Here is a 17,484-nt window from a genome sequence, read left to right on the forward strand (position 1 = left end):
CGGTTCGTTTCAGACGTCCTCGGGATTGTCGACATAGACGAGCCCGGCCTTCGCCAGCGCCCCGCGCATGCCGTACATGTCGAGGCCCAGCTCGCCCGAGGCAAGGCGCTGGCGCTTGCCGCCTTCATCCGCGTTGCGCTTCTTCGCCTTCTCGGCCACTTCAGCCGCATAGCGCTTCGGCACCACGACGACGCCGTCGTCATCGGCGACGACGATGTCGCCGGGATCGACATTGACGCCGGCGCAGACCACCGGGACGTTGACCGAGCCGAGCGTCGCCTTGACCGTGCCCTTGGCCGAGACCGCGCGCGACCACACCGGAAACCTCATCTCGTGCAGCGCTTTGACGTCGCGGCAGCCGGCATCGATGATCAACCCTTGCACGCCGCGCGCTTGGAGCGAGGTCGCCAGCAATTCGCCGAACATGCCGTCGGTATTGTCAGTCGTGCAGCCGACGACGAGGATGTCGCCTTTCCTGCACTGCTCGACCGCGACGTGGATCATCCAGTTGTCGCCCGGCTGCGCCAGCACGGTGACGGCGGGCCCCGCAATCGACGCACCCGGCCAGACCGGCCGCAAATAAGGCTTCATCAGGCCGAAGCGCCCATAGGCTTCATGCACGGTCGAGACGCCGTATTCCGCCATGCCGGCGGGATCGGCGCGCTCGATGTTACGAACGACGACCGGCTTCATGCCAGTTCCTCCGCAACCGTCGGGAACAGGCGCTGATAGGCCTCGCCATAAGTCATGGGCACGCCGGTGTTGCGGCTGCCCTGAATGCCGCGGTTGAGCGCGACCCGCTCGTAATAGCCCCAGAGATGCTTTTGCGCGGCGAGGATCTGGAACGCCTCGTACTTCTCCTTCCAGACCTCGTCGATCTTGAGGAGCAGATCCGGCTTGTAATTGCACTGCTCGGGCTGGTGCGGCTCGAACAGGAACACCGGCGGGGCCGAATATTTGTACTGCGCACCGGGCTTGTGACCCATGGCCTGCGCGACGACGCGGGTCTCCTGCGCGAAATGCGCCGCGTTCGGGTGGTCGAAATTATAGGGGTCTTCCAGCGCGTGAGTCAGCACGAAGCTCGGATTGAGCTCGCGGTAGATGTCGACCATGCGGTCGAAATGCGCTTCGGTCAGCTTCAACGGATAGTCGCCGCAATCGAAGAACTCGATCTCGGCCCCGAGCAGCTTTGCCGCCCGCTCCGCCTCGTTCTTGCGGCCGGCCTTGACCGATTCCAGCGTCGCGCCCTTCTCCTTCCAGGCGAACTGGCTCTCGCCGCGCTCGCCAAAGGACATGCAGACGATTTTCATGCGATAACCCTTCTTCGCATGCAGCGCGATCGCGCCGCCGGCGCGCCAGACAAAATCGCCGGGATGAGCGGTGACGACAAGACCTGTCTTCATGGGAGAAACTCCCCTCTTTCGTTTGTAGACGTTAAATCGATCATGGGCCTGTCATGCGTCGAACTCGAACAGGCGCGCCGGATTGTCGACCAGGATCTTCTGCTGGAACTCCGGCTCCGGCGCGAACAGCGGAATCAGGTCGACGAGGTCGCCGTCATTCGGCATGACCTTGACGTTGGGATGCGGCCAGTCGGTGCCCCAGATGACGCGATCCGGCGCGGTCTCGACGATCTTTCGCGCGAACGGTACCGCGTCGGTAAACGGAGGGCCGCTGGAGGATACCCGCTCCGAGCCGCAGATCTTCACCCAGCACTTCTCGTCGCGCTGCATCAGCTCGATCAGGATCCTGAACGGGAGCTGGTCGAGCCCTTCGGAGGCCTTCACCCGTCCTATATGGTCGATGGTGTAGTTCAGCGGCAGCCTGGTCAGCATGTCGGCATATTCAGGCAGGTCGATCGCATCGAAATGCAGGTCGATGTGCCAGCCGAGCGGCGCGACCATGGCGATGACGCGATCGAACACGCCCTTGTCGGGCACGCCGCCGAGATGGCGGACGAAATTGAAGCGGCAGCCACGGAAGCCGCCCTCGTGCAGCACACGGAGCTCGCGCTCGGTGATGCTGTCGTCGATATTGGCGACCGCGCGATAGGCACCGTTGCTCTGCGCGATCGCATCGAGCGCCACACTGTTGTCGGTGCCGTGGACGCTGGCATTGACGATGACCGCACGCTCCACGCCGAGCCTGGCATGCAACGCCCTGAAATCCTCCAGCGGCGCGTCCGGCGGCGTGTAGGACCGGTCAGGCGCGTAAGGGTATTTCGCGCCGGGCCCGAAGATGTGGCAATGCGCGTCGCATGACAGCTTCGGCAGCCTGAACTTGGGCGTGCGCGTGTTCGGATCGGGCGGCGGAATGGTGGGCGTGTACGTCATCGTCATCACTTCAACCGCCGAGCGAGACCGCTTCTTTCAAGTCTTGCTGCCGACGACCGGCCGCCGCCGCGCCGGCGCGGCATGATCGAGCGGAGGCGCCTGGAATGCGGCAACGGTGGCCTGCACCAATTGCTCGATGGCATTGGCGGGGTCGCTGCCGTCGGCCGCGCCGCGCGACAGGCGCGAGACGCGATCCGGCGTCACCAGCGAATAATAGAGTGCGCCGAGCAGGAAGTGGCTGCGCCAGACGATGTCGGTGCGCGGAATGTGCGGCAGGCTCTCGTGGATCGCGTCGATGAAGGCGTGGCTGGTGTCGTCAAAGGTCTGCGCGATGATTTTTCGCGCGACCTCGTTGCCCTCGGCCGACATCACCGCGCGCAGGCGCGTGAAGCGCGCCCCGCCACCGGCGAGATCGCTGCCCGAGGTGAAGGCCGGCACCACATAGGCGCGCACGATCGCCTCCAGCCGGTCCTGCAGATCGCGCACGCGTTTCGCCGCCGCGAGCAGCTCCGAACGGCGCAAATTCATCGGCCCGCAATGACGCCGGTAGATCTCCAGCAGCAGGCCGTCCTTGGTCTTGAAATGATAGGTCACGCTGCCGGGATTGGCCCCGGCGGCTTGCGCGATGTCGCGCACCGAGACGGCGTTGAAGCCGTTGGTGGCGAACAGCTCCTCGGCCGCGGCGAGGATCGCCTCGCGCATGTTCGGCTTGCGGGCCGATTCCTTGCTGGTGGGCTTGCGTACCATGTGATTTGTACTATCGTACAAAAGATCAGGTCTCGTCAACAAAAACCATGGGCGGCGTCCGGGCGGGTCGGAAGACCGGCCGCAAGCACGCAAACGCCCGCAAGGAGTGCTGGGAAATGCTGGGTTTGAACAAGACAATCGGCGGATTGATGCTTGGCGCCGGTTTGCTGCTCGCGGGCAGCGCCGCGCAGGCCGCCGACAATTATCCGAGCAAGCCGGTTCACATCCTCGTGCCCTACGCGGCCGGCGGTGCGGTCGACGTGCTCGCCCGCACGCTTGGACAGGCACTGGCAAAAACCTGGGGGCAGCAGCCGGTGGTCGACAACCGTCCCGGCGCCGGCGGCATCGTTGCCTCGCAGGCGCTGACGCAGGCCGCACCCGACGGCTACACGCTGATCCTGGTCGCGAGCGGCCATCCGCTCAACCAGTTCATCTATCCCAGCGTGCCCTACGACACGTTCAAGGACTTTACCGCGATCAGCGAGGTCGCTTCCTCGCCGCTCGCGATCGTCGTGGCCAAAGACAGCCCCTACAAGACGCTCGGCGATCTCCTGGCCGCTGCGAAGAAGGAGCCCGACAAGCTCTCTTACGGCATGTCCGGCAACGGCACCTCGGCGCATCTGGCCGGCGAGCTGTTGAAACACATGTCCGGCACCAGGATTGTCGCGATCCCCTACAAGGGCGGCGCACCGGCGCTGACGGCCGTGATATCAGGCGAAATCCCGCTCAGCATCAATCCGCTTGCGGAAGCGATCGGCCAGCTCGAAGGCGGTCCGGTGCGCGCCCTCGCCGTGACCTCGGCCGAACGCTCCAAGGCGCTGCCGAATGTCCCGACCGTCGCCGAGTCCGGGGTCTCCGGCTATGACGTCTCGGTCTGGTGGGGCGTGCTTGGTCCGGCAAAAATGCCGCCGGAGATCGTGGCGAAGCTCGAAACCGATCTCAAGGCGGCGCTGCAGGATCCGAACGTGCTGTCGACGCTCGGCAAGATCGGCGCCGCTCCGGTCGGCTCCTCCGCCAAGGAGTTTGACGCCTACATGCACGCAGAGGCGACCAAATGGGAGCCGGTGCTGAAGGCTGCCAACATCCGCGCGCAGTGAGGCTCCTTGCATGAGGGGCTTCTCTGGACGCCTCGCCCGCACCGCCCTGCGGGCGGCCGCAATCATCCAGCCTTGCTGGTGCGCCCGCCAGCGCGGCGCGACGAAGGCGACGCGCGAGTAGGTCTCGCCGGGCGAGAACGCACGACGCGGCTGCGGCAGGTTCTCGAAAACCTGCGAACGATTGGCGATCGCAGCATCGTCGATAGTCTCGATTCCATTTGCTGCAAATCAACGCGGCAACGTGGACAAAGCGTCATTTGCCATCGGGGCTGCGCTAGGCGACCAGTGTCTAAGATCGCCGGAGACCGAAGAATGAACAGACCCCTCTTGTTGACACTCCATCGCTGGATCACGCTGGTCTTTGCGCTTCCCCTGTTCGCGATCATCGCGACCGGCCTGATCCTGTCGTTCGAGCCGCCGGTGCAAGTCAGTGGCATCGGCGGTCCGGCGATCGATCCCGCGCGCGTCGTCGAACTGGTGAAGACGTACGATCCGGACAACAAGGCGCGCGGGCTTTCGATCAATGCGGCTAGCCAGCGGATGACGCTGCAAGGCCCCGGCGCACCGACGATCGATCTCGCGACCGGCGCACCCGCCGCGGCCAGCTCCGGCCTGACCGATCTCTTCCGGTGGGCGCGCGTCACGCATGAACGGCTGCTCGGCCAGGCGTGGCTGGTGACGAGCTCGACCATCGCCATGGTCACCCTGATGCTGCTCGGCATCCTCATGGGATTGCCGCGGCTGCGCAACACGCTCTCCGGATGGCACAAGGGCACGGCCTGGTTCGCGCTGCCGCTGGTCCTGTTGAGCCCGCTGACGGGCCTGTGCATGGCGTTCGGCCTGACGTTCCAGAGCGGAGCCGCTCCGGCCAGCGGCCGTCCCCTCGCCCTGCCAGACGCGATACGCATGGTCGCGGCCTCCCATGACCTCACGCACGTGATCTCGATCGGTATACGCGGTGGCCGCATGATGGCGCGACTCTATGACGGCGGAGAACTACGCGCCTACGCCGTCAATTCGTCGGAGGTCACGCCGCTGCCGCGCAACTGGCCGCGCCTGATCCATGAAGGAAACTGGTCGGCCCTGATCGCCTCGCCGCTCAACGTCGTGACGTCGATCGCACTGTTGGCGCTCCTGTCCACCGGCCTCCTGATCTGGGCCCGACGTAAACTGCGCAAGCGGCGACCGCGCTCGGACCGCCAGGCCGGCGCGGCCGTTGTCGGCGCCCGCTGATCGCTCGGAGCGTCAATTGCGCGCGCTCGCCCGCATCTTCTCCGGCCGCGTGACGGGCTGCAGGAAATCGGCATCATCGTCGGCCGACGGGATCAGGATCGCGCGCTCGCGCGGCAGCGCCTCCGGCATCTCGTCGCGGATGAAGGCCACGAGCTTTTCCCTGATCTCGCAGCGCAGGTCCCAGGATTGCGGTGCGTTGCGCGCGCTAACCAGCGCGCGGAGCTCGATGGTGCGCGAGTCCGCGTCGATGACCTGGAGATTGACCACGGCGCCATCCCAGAGCTTGGACTGCTTCACGGCGTCCTCCAGCCAACGCCGGATGCGCGGCACGTCGGCGCGATAGTCGACGTGGAGCGCGATGACGCCGATCAGGGATGCGGTGTCGCGGGTCCAGTTCTGGAACGGCTTCTCGATGAAATAGGACAGCGGCACCACCATGCGGCGCCAGTCCCACAGCCGGATCACGACATAGGTCGAGGCGATATCCTCGACCCAGCCCCATTCGTTCTCGATGATCACGGCATCCTCGATGCGGATCGGCTGCGTGATCGCGATCTGAAGGCCCGCGATCAGGTTGCTGAGCAGCGGCCGTGCGGCAAGGCCGACGATGATGCCGGCTGCGCCGGCGGAGGCGAACAGGCTGACGCCGTATTGCCTCACCGAATCGAACGTCATCAGCGCGGTGGACACCGTGATGACGACGATGATGGTGTCGGTGACGCGCTTGAACACGCGAACTTGCGTGACGTGCTTGCGCGCGACGAAATTCTCGCTGACATCGCGGAAATTCTGCAGATAGCGCGCCGCGCTCATGTCCACGATCCGGATCGAGATCCAGCCGATCAGGGCAATGACGGCCACGACGAACAGGCGCATCAGCGGCGTGCGGATCATGTCGTCGAGCGGCGCAAGCGGCAGGACCAATGCGACGGCCGCCAGGCAAAGCGCCAGCTGGGCCGGGCCGGCGGTGCGGTCGATGAATACGCTCAGGAGCGGAAGGCGGGTTCCGAAGGCGCGCGCGAGCAGCCATACGGCGAGCCGGTAGACGAACAGCGCCAGCAAGATCGCGCCGACAACCAGGCCGAGGCCGACAAACCACGACGGTATCCAGCCGAACATCCTGTCGATGTCCGCCATCAGGGCCTGCAAATTCATCGATTGTCCCCATCATTGCATTCGCATAGCCCGCTCAACGCCTCCCGGCCGGCTTCGCTCCCCTCTCTCGTGCAATGCAGCATTCCGCAGATGCAACCGTCGCCGAACTGCGCTAATTTGGGGCACGATGACCAGACGTACCGGCAGCGCCGATCTTCCCTTGCACACCGGACGGGTTCCGCCGTGGCTTGCGAGCCGCATGGCTTCGCTCGGGTCGATCGTCACGCAGGCGATCGTGCATCATTACGGCCGGGACGCGTTCCTCCAGCGGCTGTCGCATCCATTCTGGTTCCAGTCCTTCGGCGCCGTGATGGGAATGGACTGGCACTCCTCCGGCATCACGACATCCGTGATCGGCGCGCTGAAGCGCGGGCTCGGGCCGCTTCAGGATGAGCTCGGCATTTATGTCTGCGGCGGCCGCGGCCAGCATTCGCGCAAGACGCCGGACGAGTTGATGCAGCTCGGCGACCGCGTTGGATTCGACGGCGCAAAGCTGACCCGCGCCAGCCGCCTCGTGGCGAAGGTCGACAGCGCGGCCGTGCAGGACGGCTTCGACCTCTATCTCCACGGCTTCTTCGTCACCGCCGACGGCAAATGGACGGTGGTGCAGCAGGGCATGAACGGCGACAAGCGGCAGGCCCGCCGTTATCACTGGCATTCCGAGGCGCTGAAGAGCTTTGTCGATACGCCGCACAGCGCGATCGACGGCCCGCAGCAAGGCGAGATCGTCAATCTCACCGACCACCGCGCCGATGTCTCGCGCAACGCGCAGCTCGAGCTCCTCAGCGATCTCGGCCCCGATCGGATTCTCACCGAATTCGAACGACTCACCGGGACCCCGCCGGAGCAGCCGGCGCAGGCCATGCTGCCGCATTTGATCATGCCCGCGCATCACGATGTCCGGCCGAAGGATGTGTTCGCACGGCGCCTGCACGGCACCCTCGCCGCAGCCGCCGAACGCGGCCCGGTCGATTTCCCGGAGCTGCTGCTGACGCCCGGTGTCGGCGCGCGCACCGTGCGCTCGCTGGCGATGGTCGCCGAGGTCGTGCACGGCGCGCCCTATCGCTTCAAGGATCCCGCGCGCTTCTCGCTCGCCCATGGCGGCAAGGATCGGCATCCTTACCCTGTCCCGATCAAGGTCTACGACGAGACCATCCGCGTGCTGAAGGGCGCGATCCAGAGCGCCAGGCTCGGACGTGACGAAGAGATGCAGGCGATCAAGCGCCTCGACGACCAGGCGCGCCGGCTGGAGCGCACCGCGCACGGCCCATCGGTCGAGGCCTACATCGCCGGCGAGCGCGCGGCCTCGCCAGATCTCGACGGCCGCTCCGTGTTCGGCTGGGAGCGCGACCTCGTCGCGGCGAAGAAGTCGACGGGCTCTTGACGGCGCTTAATCTTCGGGCTCCTCGTCGTCCGTGAGCCGGTTTGCCGAATGGTCCTGATATTGCTCGGTCTGGATGAACTTGCTGTCCATTCCGCGAATGTCGGAATGTTGCGCCTTGTCGCGGTTCGACAGGATCATGTTGTCGCCGATCTTGTCCTTGGGAATATCCGTCAGCGCTCCGTTGCCTGCGCCCTTGCCGCGCGCGCCCGAACCGATATGCATCTTGCCTCCGTGGGGCATGGATTGCTCCATCATTGTTGTCAGCAATGGCCAACGCCTGCACCGCCGGGTTTGTTTCGCAGTTGCATGAGAGAACGGCGATCGCGGTTCCCTTTAACTTGCGAGCCGCCGCTCGGCATCGGAACTCCCCTGTCGCCGTTCGCCGGCATCGGCAATCACGGGTAGTTTCGCAATCATGCGAATGCCCGGCCGCTTGCGCCAATGAATCTGCGAGAGGTCGACGGCCAGCCCAAGCCGCGGCCAGCGTGTAAACAGGGCCTGGAGCGCGCAAGTCGCCTCGATGCGTGCGAGCTGATGTCCGAGGCAGAAATGGATTCCTGTTCCGAACGAGAGGTGACGGTTCGGCTTGCGTTCGAGATCGAGGCTCTCGGGACGATCATGCATCGCCGGGTCCATGTTGGCGGCGGCGAGCATCACCATGACGCGATCACCCTTCTTCAGACGCACGCCTTCGACCTCGACGTCCCGCCGCACATAGCGCGGTTTTGAAAATTGCACCGGAGAGACGAAACGCAAGAACTCTTCCACCGCAAGCCCGGCGCGGCTCCAGTCCTGTTCCAGCCAATCGCGAAGGCCGGGATTCCTGAGCAGCTCATAGGCCGAGCCGCTGATCAGATGCGTGGTGGTCTCGGAGCCGGCTGCGAGCAGCAGAAACACCATCGAGACCATTTCATCCGGCGTGATCTGGCCACCCTCGCGCTCGACCTGGACCAGTTCGGCGATCAGGCCCTCGCCGCCCTGCTCGCGCGCGGCCTGCAATTGCTGCGCGAGGTAGGCCCGCATCTTGCGAAAGGCCCACAGCAATCGAAAGAAGCTGACGACATTCGTCAGCGAGGACATCGCGTTGCCCCAGGCAATGAATTTGGGCCGGTCGGCCAGAGGCAGTCCGAGGAGCTCGGAGATCACTGCGAGCGGCAGGATGCGCGCGTAGCGCTGGACCAGGTCGGCTGGACGTCCCTCCGCGAACAACCCGTCAGCCAAACCGTCGGCAATGGCGCGGATGCGTGGCTCCATCGCGACGATGGCACGGCGGCGAAAGGCCTCGTCCACGATGCTGCGCAGCCTCGTGTGGTCCGGCTCGTCCATCGTCAGCATGTTGTTGGCGATGGTCCTGACGTAGCTCGGCATCCACCAGCGCAGACCCGCGACGTCGCCATCCTCCTTGCGCAGCGTGAAGGTGGCGCCGTCTTTCAGCACCTGTGCCGTCGCGTCATGGGTCGTGGTGATCCAGACATCGCCGACCAGGGGAAACCGCGTCGCGACGAGAGGACCGGACATGCGCAACGCCGCGATCGCCTTGGGCGGATCGCGAAAGAAGGCCTCGCTGGCGAAATCGAGGCGCGCTGTCATGGGATCACCGGAGCGGTTGGTGGCGTCTCGCCCACTTGGTGCATGACGCCGCCGGCGCAAGGGGTGGAACGTGCGCCTCTCTGACGCGGAAAACGAGCCTACCCGCGTCCCGGTGGGCGCGGGCCGGTCTTGCGCTGCTGCTGGTTGGTATAGGCGTCCCAATGGCTCCAGCTGCCGTTGCTGAGGCTCTGCATGTCGGTGCCGAGCGGACGGCGCGTGCGCTTGTCATGATCGGCGATCACGCGCTCTGACAACGTGATCTTGCGCTTGAGTTCCGCGATCGCCTTCTGGGTCTGGCCGTTCCGCTTCGAGGAGGCGATCTCGCCCATCGTGAAGCGCGCGGTCTCCAGCGCCTTCAACTCGGCGCGGTTCTTCTTCAACTGGACCCGGTGCCAGGCGATGTTGCTGTCGCTGTCCGCAACCATGTGGGAACTCCGCTGATTCGTTCCCACAGTGTATCAAGCGCCGAATCGGCGCCGCAACGGGCCCCACGCGGCGAAAATGCGGTCTTCTCAAGCAAGAATTGCGCGTTAGCGCTCGGCAAAGGCCTTTTCGACCACGAATTGGGCCGGCTCGCCGTGATTGCCCTCGACAAAGCCGCGCTCTCCCAGGAGCACGCGGGTATCCGCGACCAGCGCCGGGCTGCCGCAGATCATGACGCGGTCGTGGGCGGCCTCCAGCGCCGGCAGGCCGATATCGGCGAACAGCTTGCCCGAGGTGATGAGGTCGGTGATGCGGCCGCGGTTGCGGAAGGGATCGCGCGTCACGGTCGGATAGTAGATCAGCTGGTTCTGAATGTACTCGCCGATCAGCTCGTCCTTCGGCAGCGTCTCGGTGATCATCTCGCCATAGGCGAGCTCCTTGACGTGACGGCAGCCGTGCAGCAGCACGACCTTCTCGAACCGCTCGTAGGTCTCGGGGTCCTTGATCACGCTCAGGAACGGCGCAAGGCCCGTGCCGGTGCCGATGAGGTAGAGGTTGCGCCCGTCCTCCAGATTGTCGATCACCAGCGTGCCGGTGGCCTTGCGGCTGACGATGATCTCGTCGCCTTCCTTCAAATGCTGGAGCCGCGAGGTCAGCGGACCGTCCGGCACCTTGATCGAGAAGAACTCCAGCGTGTCCTCGTAATTGGCGCTGGCGACGCTGTAGGCCCGCAGCAGCGGCTTCTCGCCGACCTTGAGCCCGATCATGGTGAATTCGCCGTTGCGGAAGCGGAAGGTCGGGCTGCGCGTGGTCTTGAAGGAGAACAGCGTGTCGGTCCAGTGGTGGACACTCAAAACGCTTTCCTGATTGAAATTGCTCATCTCACCTTCCCTGTCGCTTCCCATGCGGTTCCGAGGCGGGCAGCTATGCGTCGTTTGTACACGATCATTCGTATACTAATGAATAATCCTGCTTGATCCCGCGGTCAAGGCTGCCCAAGATCGAAAGCGTTGCAGTTAGGAATAAGGAGCCCCTTCAATGGCGCATGACGCATCCCAGGCCGCCGGACCCTCGAAGCTCGTGATCCGGAATATCGGCCTGATCCTGTCCGGCGCCCTGGAAAAGCCGATCCTGGATGGCGACACCATCGTCGCCGAGAACGGCAAGATCACCGCGATCGGCCGCTTCAAGGACGTCGACATCGAAGGCGCGACCACCATCGTCGACGCCCAGGGCACCACGGTGGCGCCGGGCCTGATCGACAGCCACGTCCACCCCGTCGCGGGCGACTGGACGCCGCGCCAGAACCAGATCAACTGGATCGACAGCTATTTGCATGGTGGCGTCACCACCATGATCTCGGCCGGCGAGGTTCACATGCCCGGCCGGCCCCGCGACGTCGTCGGCCTGAAAGCGATGGCCATCTTCGCCCAGCGCGCATTCTGGACCTTGCGTCCGGGCGGCGTGAAGGTTCACGCCGGCGCGCCCGTGATCGAATGCGAGATGGTCGAGGAGGACTTCAAGGAGCTGGCCGCCGCCGGCGTCAAGCTGCTCGGCGAGGTCGGCCTCGGCGGCGTCAAGGACGGCCCGACCGCGCGCAAGATGGTCGGCTGGGCGCGCAAATACGGCATCCAGAGCACCATCCACACCGGCGGCCCCTCGATCCCCGGCTCCGGCCTGATCGACAAGGATGTCGTGCTGGAGGCCGACACCGACGTGGTCGGCCACATCAATGGCGGCCACACCGCCCTGCCCGACGACCAGATCCGCTGCATTTGCGAGGGCTGCAAGCGCGGTCTCGAGCTCGTGCACAACGGCAATGAGCGCTCCGCTCTGTTCACGCTGCGCACCGCGCGCGAGATGGGCGATCTGCACCGGGTCATTCTAGGCACCGACGCGCCCGCCGGCTCCGGCGTGCAGCCGCTCGGCATTTTGCGCATGGTCTCGATGCTGTCCTCGCTCGGCGAGCTGCCGGCCGAGATCGCGTTTTGTCTCGCCACCGGCAACACTGCCCGGATGCGCGAACTCGATTGCGGCCTCATTGAAGTGGGGCGATCCGCCGACTTCGTCATCATGGACAAGGCCCAGCACTCGCCCGGCAAGAACATCCTGGAGAGCGTCCAGCTCGGCGACCTCCCCGGCATCGGCATGACCATCATCGACGGCATCGTGCGCACCCAGCGCAGCCGCAACACCCCGCCCGCCGGCAAGGTGCCGGAGGTGGTGGCGAAGTGACGCAGCCGGAGCGGCACGCCGCTCCGCACGCCCCTCGATGGCGTTGAACAAGTCTGCGGCCTGCTGCGTCTAACGCAGGCAGCCCTCGGTGGCGGCAGTTCATTGCTGGACCATCGAGGGCAACATGAAGAACTCATCGCGAATAGCCGTCGGCGTTGCCGGCGCGGTGGCGGGCTATCTCGCGACCTTTGTGCTGTTGTCCCTGTTCGATTTCGGCAACCGCGCGGACCCGATCACATCGGGTCTGCTCGGACTGTTTGTCTACCCCCCCATCGGCGCGATCGCCGGCGCGGTGTTTGCCAACTGGCTGGTGACGCGTTCAGGCGAGGACGCAGGCAATGGCAGCGTCGCGGGCAACAGCCTGAAGTCTCTCGGCGTCGTCGTCCTGCTCTGCGTCGCCGGGATCGGCATCTACATTGCCTACGCCTATGCGACTGCGACACCCTGGCTCAACCGGAACGGCGCCAATCCCCTGCTCGTATTCGAGGTCCGTTTTCCGGCCGGGGTCACGGTGCCGACATCAGACAAGGGCATCACCATCGAATTGCAGACCGACCTCAACACGATGCCGGGCGAAGTGACCCCGGCCGCCTTCCATCGTGACGGCGACCAGCCCGTCATCGCGGGCGAAGTCGAGCTCGCGTTTCGAACCTCGCACCGGCAGCTCGCCGTCAATGTCGAAGGCCAGCCGAACCGAATCTATCCGATCGACTTGACGGCCCGGGCGCCGCATACGCCGGAGTTCGGGACCTGGCGGCGGCTCGCCGACGGCAGCGAAATCCGCTACCGCGCCAAATGGCCAGGCAAGACGTAAGCGTTCGAGATCAGCGCTTCTTCGCGATCTCACAACGCACATAGGTCTGGCGCTTGGCCTGCCCGACCGGTCCGTTGTCCATCACCAGCTTGCCGTCCGTTGCGATGGAGACCCGGGGATTGGAGCGAAACTTCTCGCCCTCGCCCTCGCAGGCGAGCTTCATTTTCCAGCCGAGCTTTCCGTCGGCGGTGATCTCGCTGGCGCGGCACCGCGTCTCGTACCAATACAGCCGATTGCCGCCTTCTATGCTCATGCGGTTAGGGCTGTCGTCGTCGCGGCAGTCCTTTTTGGTGGACGCCCAGAAGCCTTCGTAGGGCTGCGCGGCAAAGGCAGGCGCGCTGCCCGCCAGCGCCGCGCCGAGAGTGAGAACCATCGTAAGCTTCGCCGCGACTCTCATGACTAAAACCTCGACAGATCCTTCATCGAGGTTAGTCGCCCGTCTCCGCACCTTGTTCAACTGCCGTAGGGTGGGCAAAGCGACTTGTCCGCCATAGCTCGAAGAGCGACGGCGGAAGCGTGCCTACCATTGAGAAGTGGAGGGCACGGCGCTTCGCGCCTTTGCCCACCCTACGAGACCGTCTACGGCACCCTCACCGCAGCTTGTTCAACAACGCCATCAGCATGTCGCGCTCCTTGGGCTCGAGCGGCGCCAGCGTCTCACGGGTGATGGCAAGCGCATTCGGCGCGACCTTTTCCGAAAGCTGCTGACCGGCGCGCGTCAGGCTGACCAGCAGCCGCCGACCGTCCTCGGGATCCTGGCTGGTCTCGGTCAACCCGCGCGCCGTGAGCCGATCGATCACGCCCTTGATGGTCGCGACGTCCATCGCCGTCAGCCGGCCGAGCTGGTTCTGCGAGCACGGCCCGGTCTCGGCGAGTTTCGACAACGCCGCCCACTGCGTCGGCGTCAAATTGGTGCCGATATCGCGGGAGAAGATCGAGCTGTGGCGCTGCCAGACCTGGCGCAGGATGAAGCCGACCTGCTCGTCGAGCACGTAAGGCGGTTTTCCCGGTTTGACGCTCTTCTTGGCCGTGACGCTTCTCGCCATCCGCTCGCTGCCCCTCCCTTTGCCTCACAACGACAGATGCGCGTCGCGGATATCCGGACGCGCGTCGAGCTCGGCCATGGTGCCGCCGAAGCAGATGCGGCCGCGCTCGATGATATAGGCGCGGTCGGAAATCAACCGCGCGAAATGCAGATTCTGCTCGGAAACGACGATGCTGACGCCCTCCTTCTTCATGGTCAGGATGGCGTCGACCATCTGCTCCACGATCTTCGGCGACAGGCCCTCCGAGGGCTCGTCCAGCAGCACCAGCGACGGATTTCCCATCAGCGTGCGTGCGATCGTCAGCATCTGTTGCTCGCCGCCGCTCATGCGGCCGCCTGGGCGGTTCTTCATCTCGCCGAGATTTGGAAACAGCGCAAACAGCTTTTCACGCGTCCAGTAGGGCGCGTTCGGGCGCTTCGGCTGCTTGCCCACCTCGAGATTTTCCTCGACGGTCAGGTCGGTGAAGATACGCCGCTCCTCCGGCACATAGCCGAGCCCCTCGCGCACGATCTCGTGGGTCGGCTTGGACGAGACGTCCTTGCCCTCGAACATGATGCGGCCGGTTCGTTGCGCGACCAGGCCGACGATCGAGCGGAACGTCGTCGACTTGCCGGCGCCGTTGCGCCCGAGCAGCGCAACCACCTCGCCCTCGCCGACCTCGAAGCCGATGTCGAACAGGATATGCGCCGGGCCATAATGGCTGTTGAGGCCCTCGACGGTGAGCTTCATATTGAGGCTCCCTCGCGATGGCGGGCATCGTAGACCAGGCCCTCGCCGAGATAGACCGCCTGCACCTGCGGATTGCCGCGCACCTCGGCTGGCGTGCCCTCCGCGATCAGCGTCCCTCGATTCAGCACGATGATGCGGTCGGCGTGCTCGAACACCACGTCCATGTCGTGCTCGGTGAAGAGCACGCCGATCGACTTCTCCCGCGCAATGCTCGCAGTCAGCCGCATCAGGTCGACCCGTTCGCGCGGCGCCATGCCGGCAGTCGGCTCGTCCATCAACAGCAGCTTGGGCTGGTTGGCGAGCGCCACCGCAAGCTCGAGCCGCTTGAGGTCGCCATAGGCAAGCTCGCCGCAGGGCCGATCGGCATAGCCGCCCATGCCGACCAGCTCGAGCAGACGGCCGGCCTCGCCGCGGTCGAACTTCGGCGCCGAGCCGAACAGATTGAACAGCTGCTTCCCGTGCGAGATCAGCGCGACCTGCACGTTCTCGCGCACGGTCATGGTGGCGAAGGTCGCGGTGATCTGGAAGGTGCGCCCGACCCCAAGACGCCAGATCTCGCGCGGCTTCTTGCCGGTGGTCTCTTCGCCGAGCAGGCGGACTTGCCCGGTATCAGGCTTGTTCTGGCCGTTGAGCATGTCGAAGCAGGTGCTTTTTCCGGCGCCGTTCGGCCCGATCAGCGCCAAAATCTCGCCGGCGCGCAGCGAGAACGAGACGCCGCGCACGGCATGGATGCCGCCATAGGATTTGGTCAGACCTTCGACCGCAAGAAGTGGGGGTGCGACACTCATTCGGCAGACTCGATCGGCTTGGCGAGCAAAGGTGATCCCGGCGGCGATGCCTTCCTGCGACGCTGCGCCAGCATCTCCAGCATGCCGACAATGCCCTTGGGGAAGACGACGACGATCAACACGATGAAGCCGCCGAGCACGAGTTTCGACAAATCGGTCTGGCTGACCAGCCAGATGTTCAAGGCCTTGTAGACGATCGCGCCGATCACCGCGCCGGACACCGTCTCGACACCGCCGAGCAGCACCATCACCAGCGCATCGACCGAGAGCGAAATGCCGAGATTGTCGGGGAAGACGCTGCCCTTGAGGTAGGCGAACAGCGCGCCGCCGATGCCGGCAGTCGTGCCTGCGATCACGAAGGCGGTCCACTGGATGCGCTTGGCATTGATGCCGATCGCTTCGGTGCGCAGGAGCGAGTCGCGCGTGGCACGGAGCGCGTAGCCGAATGGCGAGAATACCATGGCCCGCAGCGCGACGGTCACCAGCGCCGCAACGCCGAGCGCCAGCCAATAGAAGTGCGACGGGCTCGCCGCCCACTTTTCCGGCCAGACGCCCAATATGCCGTTGTCGCCGCCGGTTACGCTCACCCACTGGAACGCGATCGACCAGACGATCTGTGCGAAGGCGAGCGTCAGCATCGCAAAGTAGACGCCGGATAGCTGCACGGCGAAGAAGCCGAACACCGCGGCGCCCATGCAGCCGAGCAGCGGCCCGAGCAGCAGGCACACGATCATCGGCAGCCCCGCCATCTTGGCGAGGAAAGCGACGCCGTAGGCGCCGAGTCCAAAATAAGCGGCATGGCCGAAGGACGCGAGCCCGCCGACCGACATCAGGAAGTGCAGGCTGACGGCGAAGATGACGAAGATCGCGATCTCCGAGCCGACCGTCAGCGCATAGTTGCCGGCGAACAGCGGCAGCGTCGCTGCGATCACGAGCGCTGCAAGCGCGGCCAGCCGCTCGTTCGACGTCAACGGCCGCCACGGATTGACGGTGAGCCCCGGCGTCTTGCGCGCCGGCGCCTCCGGCTTGCCGAACAGGCCCCAGGGCCGAACGATCAGCACCACCGCCATCACCAGGAAGACCAGGATGATGGAAATCTTCGGGAAGATCAGGATGCCGAAGGCATTGAGCTCGGAGACGAGCACCGCCGCGACGAACGCGCCGACGATGCTGCCGAGGCCACCGATCACGACCACGACGAACACCTCGACGATGATGCGCAGATCCATCGCGTGATGGACGGCATCCCGCGGGATCTGAAGCGCGCCGCCCAGCGCGGCGAGGAAGACGCCGACCGCGAACACCGACGTGAACAGCCATTTCTGATTGACGCCGAGCGCTGCGACCATGTCGCGGTCCTGCGTCGCCGCGCGCACCAGGACGCCCCAGCGCGTGCGCTGGAACAGCAGCCAGAGAATGCCGAGCACGACGGGCCCGAGCACGATCAGGAACAGATCGTAGCTCGGGATGTTCTGGCCGAAGAAATCGATTGCGCCCCTGAAGCCGGGCGCACGGCGGCCGACGAGATCGTCAGGCCCCCAGATCAGCACCACGAGATCCTCGACCATCAGGGTCAGGCCGAAGGTCGCGAGCAGCTGGAACAGCTCTGGCGCGTGATAGATGCGGCGAAGCAGCACCATCTCGACCAGCACGCCGATCAGTGCCACGGCAATCGCGGCCAGCACCATGCTGCCCCAGAAGCCGAATGCGCCCGACAGGCGCTCCGTCAGCGTAAAGGCAATGTAGGCGCCGATCATATAGAAGGCGCCATGCGCGAAATTCACGATCCGCGTCACGCCGAAGATGATCGACAGGCCCGAGGCCACCAGGAACAGCGACGCCGCGCTGGCGAGACCGGTCAGAAACTGTACGACGTAAAAGGCCATCGGCGGTCCGGGTTCGGGGAAGTC

At 65.1% G+C, this 17,484-nt stretch carries 19 protein-coding genes; 5 read left to right on the forward strand and 14 right to left on the reverse strand.

The genetic code is table 11. From position 1 onward, the window contains the following. Window positions 1–9 precede the first annotated feature (9 nt). From AABA86_RS13255 to AABA86_RS13270, 4 genes are read right to left on the reverse strand one after another with little or no spacing between them, the layout of a single operon-like run. Window positions 10–693, reverse strand: a complete 684-nt coding sequence (locus AABA86_RS13255; protein ID WP_338307124.1) for a 4-carboxy-4-hydroxy-2-oxoadipate aldolase/oxaloacetate decarboxylase — start codon at window positions 691–693, stop codon at window positions 10–12. Then, on the reverse strand, window positions 690–1,403 hold the full coding sequence (locus AABA86_RS13260; RefSeq protein ID WP_338307125.1) for a PIG-L deacetylase family protein: 714 nt from the start codon (window positions 1,401–1,403) through the stop codon (window positions 690–692). The genes AABA86_RS13255 and AABA86_RS13260 overlap by 4 nt, the downstream gene beginning before the upstream one ends. A 51-nt stretch (window positions 1,404–1,454) precedes the next feature. Next, the gene (locus AABA86_RS13265; protein ID WP_338307126.1) at window positions 1,455–2,339 is read right to left on the reverse strand and encodes an amidohydrolase family protein; all 885 of its coding nucleotides are present in this window, start codon (window positions 2,337–2,339) and stop codon (window positions 1,455–1,457) included. A 30-nt stretch (window positions 2,340–2,369) separates the two neighbouring features. Then, window positions 2,370–3,080, reverse strand: coding sequence for a TetR/AcrR family transcriptional regulator (locus AABA86_RS13270; protein ID WP_338307127.1), 711 nt, complete (start codon window positions 3,078–3,080; stop codon window positions 2,370–2,372). Window positions 3,081–3,196: 116 nt separating this feature from the next. Here AABA86_RS13270 and AABA86_RS13275 point away from each other — a divergent pair, with 116 nt between their 5' ends. Both AABA86_RS13275 and AABA86_RS13280 read left to right on the forward strand, forming a co-directional pair. Next, the gene (locus AABA86_RS13275) at window positions 3,197–4,177 is read left to right on the forward strand and encodes a tripartite tricarboxylate transporter substrate binding protein (RefSeq protein ID WP_338307128.1); all 981 of its coding nucleotides are present in this window, start codon (window positions 3,197–3,199) and stop codon (window positions 4,175–4,177) included. Window positions 4,178–4,489: 312 nt separating this feature from the next. Then, window positions 4,490–5,410: a PepSY domain-containing protein gene (locus tag AABA86_RS13280; RefSeq protein WP_338307129.1), complete on the forward strand. Its 921-nt coding sequence runs from the start codon at window positions 4,490–4,492 to the stop codon at window positions 5,408–5,410. Window positions 5,411–5,422: 12 nt separating this feature from the next. Here AABA86_RS13280 and AABA86_RS13285 read toward each other — a convergent pair whose 3' ends face one another. Continuing rightward, window positions 5,423–6,565 (reverse strand): mechanosensitive ion channel family protein, encoded by a 1,143-nt coding sequence (locus AABA86_RS13285; RefSeq protein WP_338307130.1) that lies wholly within the window; start codon window positions 6,563–6,565, stop codon window positions 5,423–5,425. 127 nt (window positions 6,566–6,692) lie between these two features. Between AABA86_RS13285 and AABA86_RS13290 the strand changes: the two genes are divergently transcribed. Further along, complete coding sequence (locus tag AABA86_RS13290; RefSeq protein WP_338307131.1) at window positions 6,693–7,949, forward strand: DUF763 domain-containing protein; 1,257 nt, start codon at window positions 6,693–6,695, stop codon at window positions 7,947–7,949. 6 nt (window positions 7,950–7,955) lie between these two features. Here AABA86_RS13290 and AABA86_RS13295 read toward each other — a convergent pair whose 3' ends face one another. The 4 genes from AABA86_RS13295 to AABA86_RS13310 all read right to left on the reverse strand — a co-directional run bounded on the left by AABA86_RS13295 (window position 7,956) and on the right by AABA86_RS13310 (window position 10,843). Next, complete coding sequence (locus AABA86_RS13295; protein WP_212246620.1) at window positions 7,956–8,189, reverse strand: hypothetical protein; 234 nt, start codon at window positions 8,187–8,189, stop codon at window positions 7,956–7,958. Between the two features lie 93 nt (window positions 8,190–8,282). Continuing rightward, on the reverse strand, window positions 8,283–9,539 hold the full coding sequence (locus AABA86_RS13300; RefSeq protein ID WP_338307132.1) for a cytochrome P450: 1,257 nt from the start codon (window positions 9,537–9,539) through the stop codon (window positions 8,283–8,285). Window positions 9,540–9,637: 98 nt separating this feature from the next. Next, window positions 9,638–9,964, reverse strand: a complete 327-nt coding sequence (locus tag AABA86_RS13305; protein ID WP_212246624.1) for a hypothetical protein — start codon at window positions 9,962–9,964, stop codon at window positions 9,638–9,640. Window positions 9,965–10,069: 105 nt separating this feature from the next. After that, entirely contained in the window at window positions 10,070–10,843 is a 774-nt protein-coding gene (locus AABA86_RS13310) for a ferredoxin--NADP reductase (protein WP_338307133.1), read from the reverse strand. Window positions 10,844–11,000: 157 nt separating this feature from the next. On the opposite strand from AABA86_RS13310, the gene AABA86_RS13315 reads away from it, so the two are divergent. Beyond that, on the forward strand, window positions 11,001–12,197 hold the full coding sequence (locus AABA86_RS13315) for an amidohydrolase family protein (protein ID WP_338307134.1): 1,197 nt from the start codon (window positions 11,001–11,003) through the stop codon (window positions 12,195–12,197). Between the two features lie 124 nt (window positions 12,198–12,321). After that, the gene (locus tag AABA86_RS13320) at window positions 12,322–13,011 is read left to right on the forward strand and encodes a hypothetical protein (protein ID WP_338307135.1); all 690 of its coding nucleotides are present in this window, start codon (window positions 12,322–12,324) and stop codon (window positions 13,009–13,011) included. A 10-nt stretch (window positions 13,012–13,021) separates the two neighbouring features. On the opposite strand, the gene AABA86_RS13325 is transcribed toward AABA86_RS13320, so the two are convergent. The 5 genes from AABA86_RS13325 to AABA86_RS13345 all read right to left on the reverse strand — a co-directional run bounded on the left by AABA86_RS13325 (window position 13,022) and on the right by AABA86_RS13345 (window position 17,460). Then, window positions 13,022–13,408 (reverse strand): hypothetical protein, encoded by a 387-nt coding sequence (locus AABA86_RS13325; protein WP_338307136.1) that lies wholly within the window; start codon window positions 13,406–13,408, stop codon window positions 13,022–13,024. A 193-nt stretch (window positions 13,409–13,601) separates the two neighbouring features. Beyond that, on the reverse strand, window positions 13,602–14,057 hold the full coding sequence (locus tag AABA86_RS13330) for a MarR family winged helix-turn-helix transcriptional regulator (RefSeq protein WP_212246632.1): 456 nt from the start codon (window positions 14,055–14,057) through the stop codon (window positions 13,602–13,604). A gap of 24 nt (window positions 14,058–14,081) precedes the next feature. Further along, window positions 14,082–14,786 carry an ABC transporter ATP-binding protein gene (locus AABA86_RS13335; RefSeq protein WP_212246634.1) on the reverse strand — a complete coding sequence of 235 codons (705 nt, stop codon included), beginning with the start codon at window positions 14,784–14,786 and terminating at the stop codon, window positions 14,082–14,084. Beyond that, window positions 14,783–15,574: an ABC transporter ATP-binding protein gene (locus tag AABA86_RS13340; RefSeq protein WP_212246636.1), complete on the reverse strand. Its 792-nt coding sequence runs from the start codon at window positions 15,572–15,574 to the stop codon at window positions 14,783–14,785. The genes AABA86_RS13335 and AABA86_RS13340 overlap by 4 nt, the downstream gene beginning before the upstream one ends. Further along, window positions 15,571–17,460: an ABC transporter permease gene (locus AABA86_RS13345; RefSeq protein ID WP_338307137.1), complete on the reverse strand. Its 1,890-nt coding sequence runs from the start codon at window positions 17,458–17,460 to the stop codon at window positions 15,571–15,573. Before AABA86_RS13345 ends, AABA86_RS13340 begins: the two co-directional genes overlap by 4 nt. Window positions 17,461–17,484 lie beyond the last annotated feature (24 nt).

This window comes from Bradyrhizobium sp. TM233, from assembly GCF_036247965.1.
Classification (GTDB): domain Bacteria; phylum Pseudomonadota; class Alphaproteobacteria; order Rhizobiales; family Xanthobacteraceae; genus Bradyrhizobium; species Bradyrhizobium ottawaense.

Coding starts and splice junctions, on each gene's coding strand:
- AABA86_RS13255 (WP_338307124.1), bottom strand. CDS start 693: ATGAAGCCGGTCGTCGTTCGTAACATCGAGCGCGCCGATCCCGCCGGC.
- AABA86_RS13260 (WP_338307125.1), bottom strand. CDS start 1,403: ATGAAGACAGGTCTTGTCGTCACCGCTCATCCCGGCGATTTTGTCTGG.
- AABA86_RS13265 (WP_338307126.1), bottom strand. CDS start 2,339: ATGACGATGACGTACACGCCCACCATTCCGCCGCCCGATCCGAACACG.
- AABA86_RS13270 (WP_338307127.1), bottom strand. CDS start 3,080: ATGGTACGCAAGCCCACCAGCAAGGAATCGGCCCGCAAGCCGAACATG.
- AABA86_RS13275 (WP_338307128.1), top strand. CDS start 3,197: ATGCTGGGTTTGAACAAGACAATCGGCGGATTGATGCTTGGCGCCGGT.
- AABA86_RS13280 (WP_338307129.1), top strand. CDS start 4,490: ATGAACAGACCCCTCTTGTTGACACTCCATCGCTGGATCACGCTGGTC.
- AABA86_RS13285 (WP_338307130.1), bottom strand. CDS start 6,565: ATGAATTTGCAGGCCCTGATGGCGGACATCGACAGGATGTTCGGCTGG.
- AABA86_RS13290 (WP_338307131.1), top strand. CDS start 6,693: ATGACCAGACGTACCGGCAGCGCCGATCTTCCCTTGCACACCGGACGG.
- AABA86_RS13295 (WP_212246620.1), bottom strand. CDS start 8,189: ATGCCCCACGGAGGCAAGATGCATATCGGTTCGGGCGCGCGCGGCAAG.
- AABA86_RS13300 (WP_338307132.1), bottom strand. CDS start 9,539: ATGACAGCGCGCCTCGATTTCGCCAGCGAGGCCTTCTTTCGCGATCCG.
- AABA86_RS13305 (WP_212246624.1), bottom strand. CDS start 9,964: ATGGTTGCGGACAGCGACAGCAACATCGCCTGGCACCGGGTCCAGTTG.
- AABA86_RS13310 (WP_338307133.1), bottom strand. CDS start 10,843: ATGAGCAATTTCAATCAGGAAAGCGTTTTGAGTGTCCACCACTGGACC.
- AABA86_RS13315 (WP_338307134.1), top strand. CDS start 11,001: ATGGCGCATGACGCATCCCAGGCCGCCGGACCCTCGAAGCTCGTGATC.
- AABA86_RS13320 (WP_338307135.1), top strand. CDS start 12,322: ATGAAGAACTCATCGCGAATAGCCGTCGGCGTTGCCGGCGCGGTGGCG.
- AABA86_RS13325 (WP_338307136.1), bottom strand. CDS start 13,408: ATGAGAGTCGCGGCGAAGCTTACGATGGTTCTCACTCTCGGCGCGGCG.
- AABA86_RS13330 (WP_212246632.1), bottom strand. CDS start 14,057: ATGGCGAGAAGCGTCACGGCCAAGAAGAGCGTCAAACCGGGAAAACCG.
- AABA86_RS13335 (WP_212246634.1), bottom strand. CDS start 14,786: ATGAAGCTCACCGTCGAGGGCCTCAACAGCCATTATGGCCCGGCGCAT.
- AABA86_RS13340 (WP_212246636.1), bottom strand. CDS start 15,574: ATGAGTGTCGCACCCCCACTTCTTGCGGTCGAAGGTCTGACCAAATCC.
- AABA86_RS13345 (WP_338307137.1), bottom strand. CDS start 17,460: ATGGCCTTTTACGTCGTACAGTTTCTGACCGGTCTCGCCAGCGCGGCG.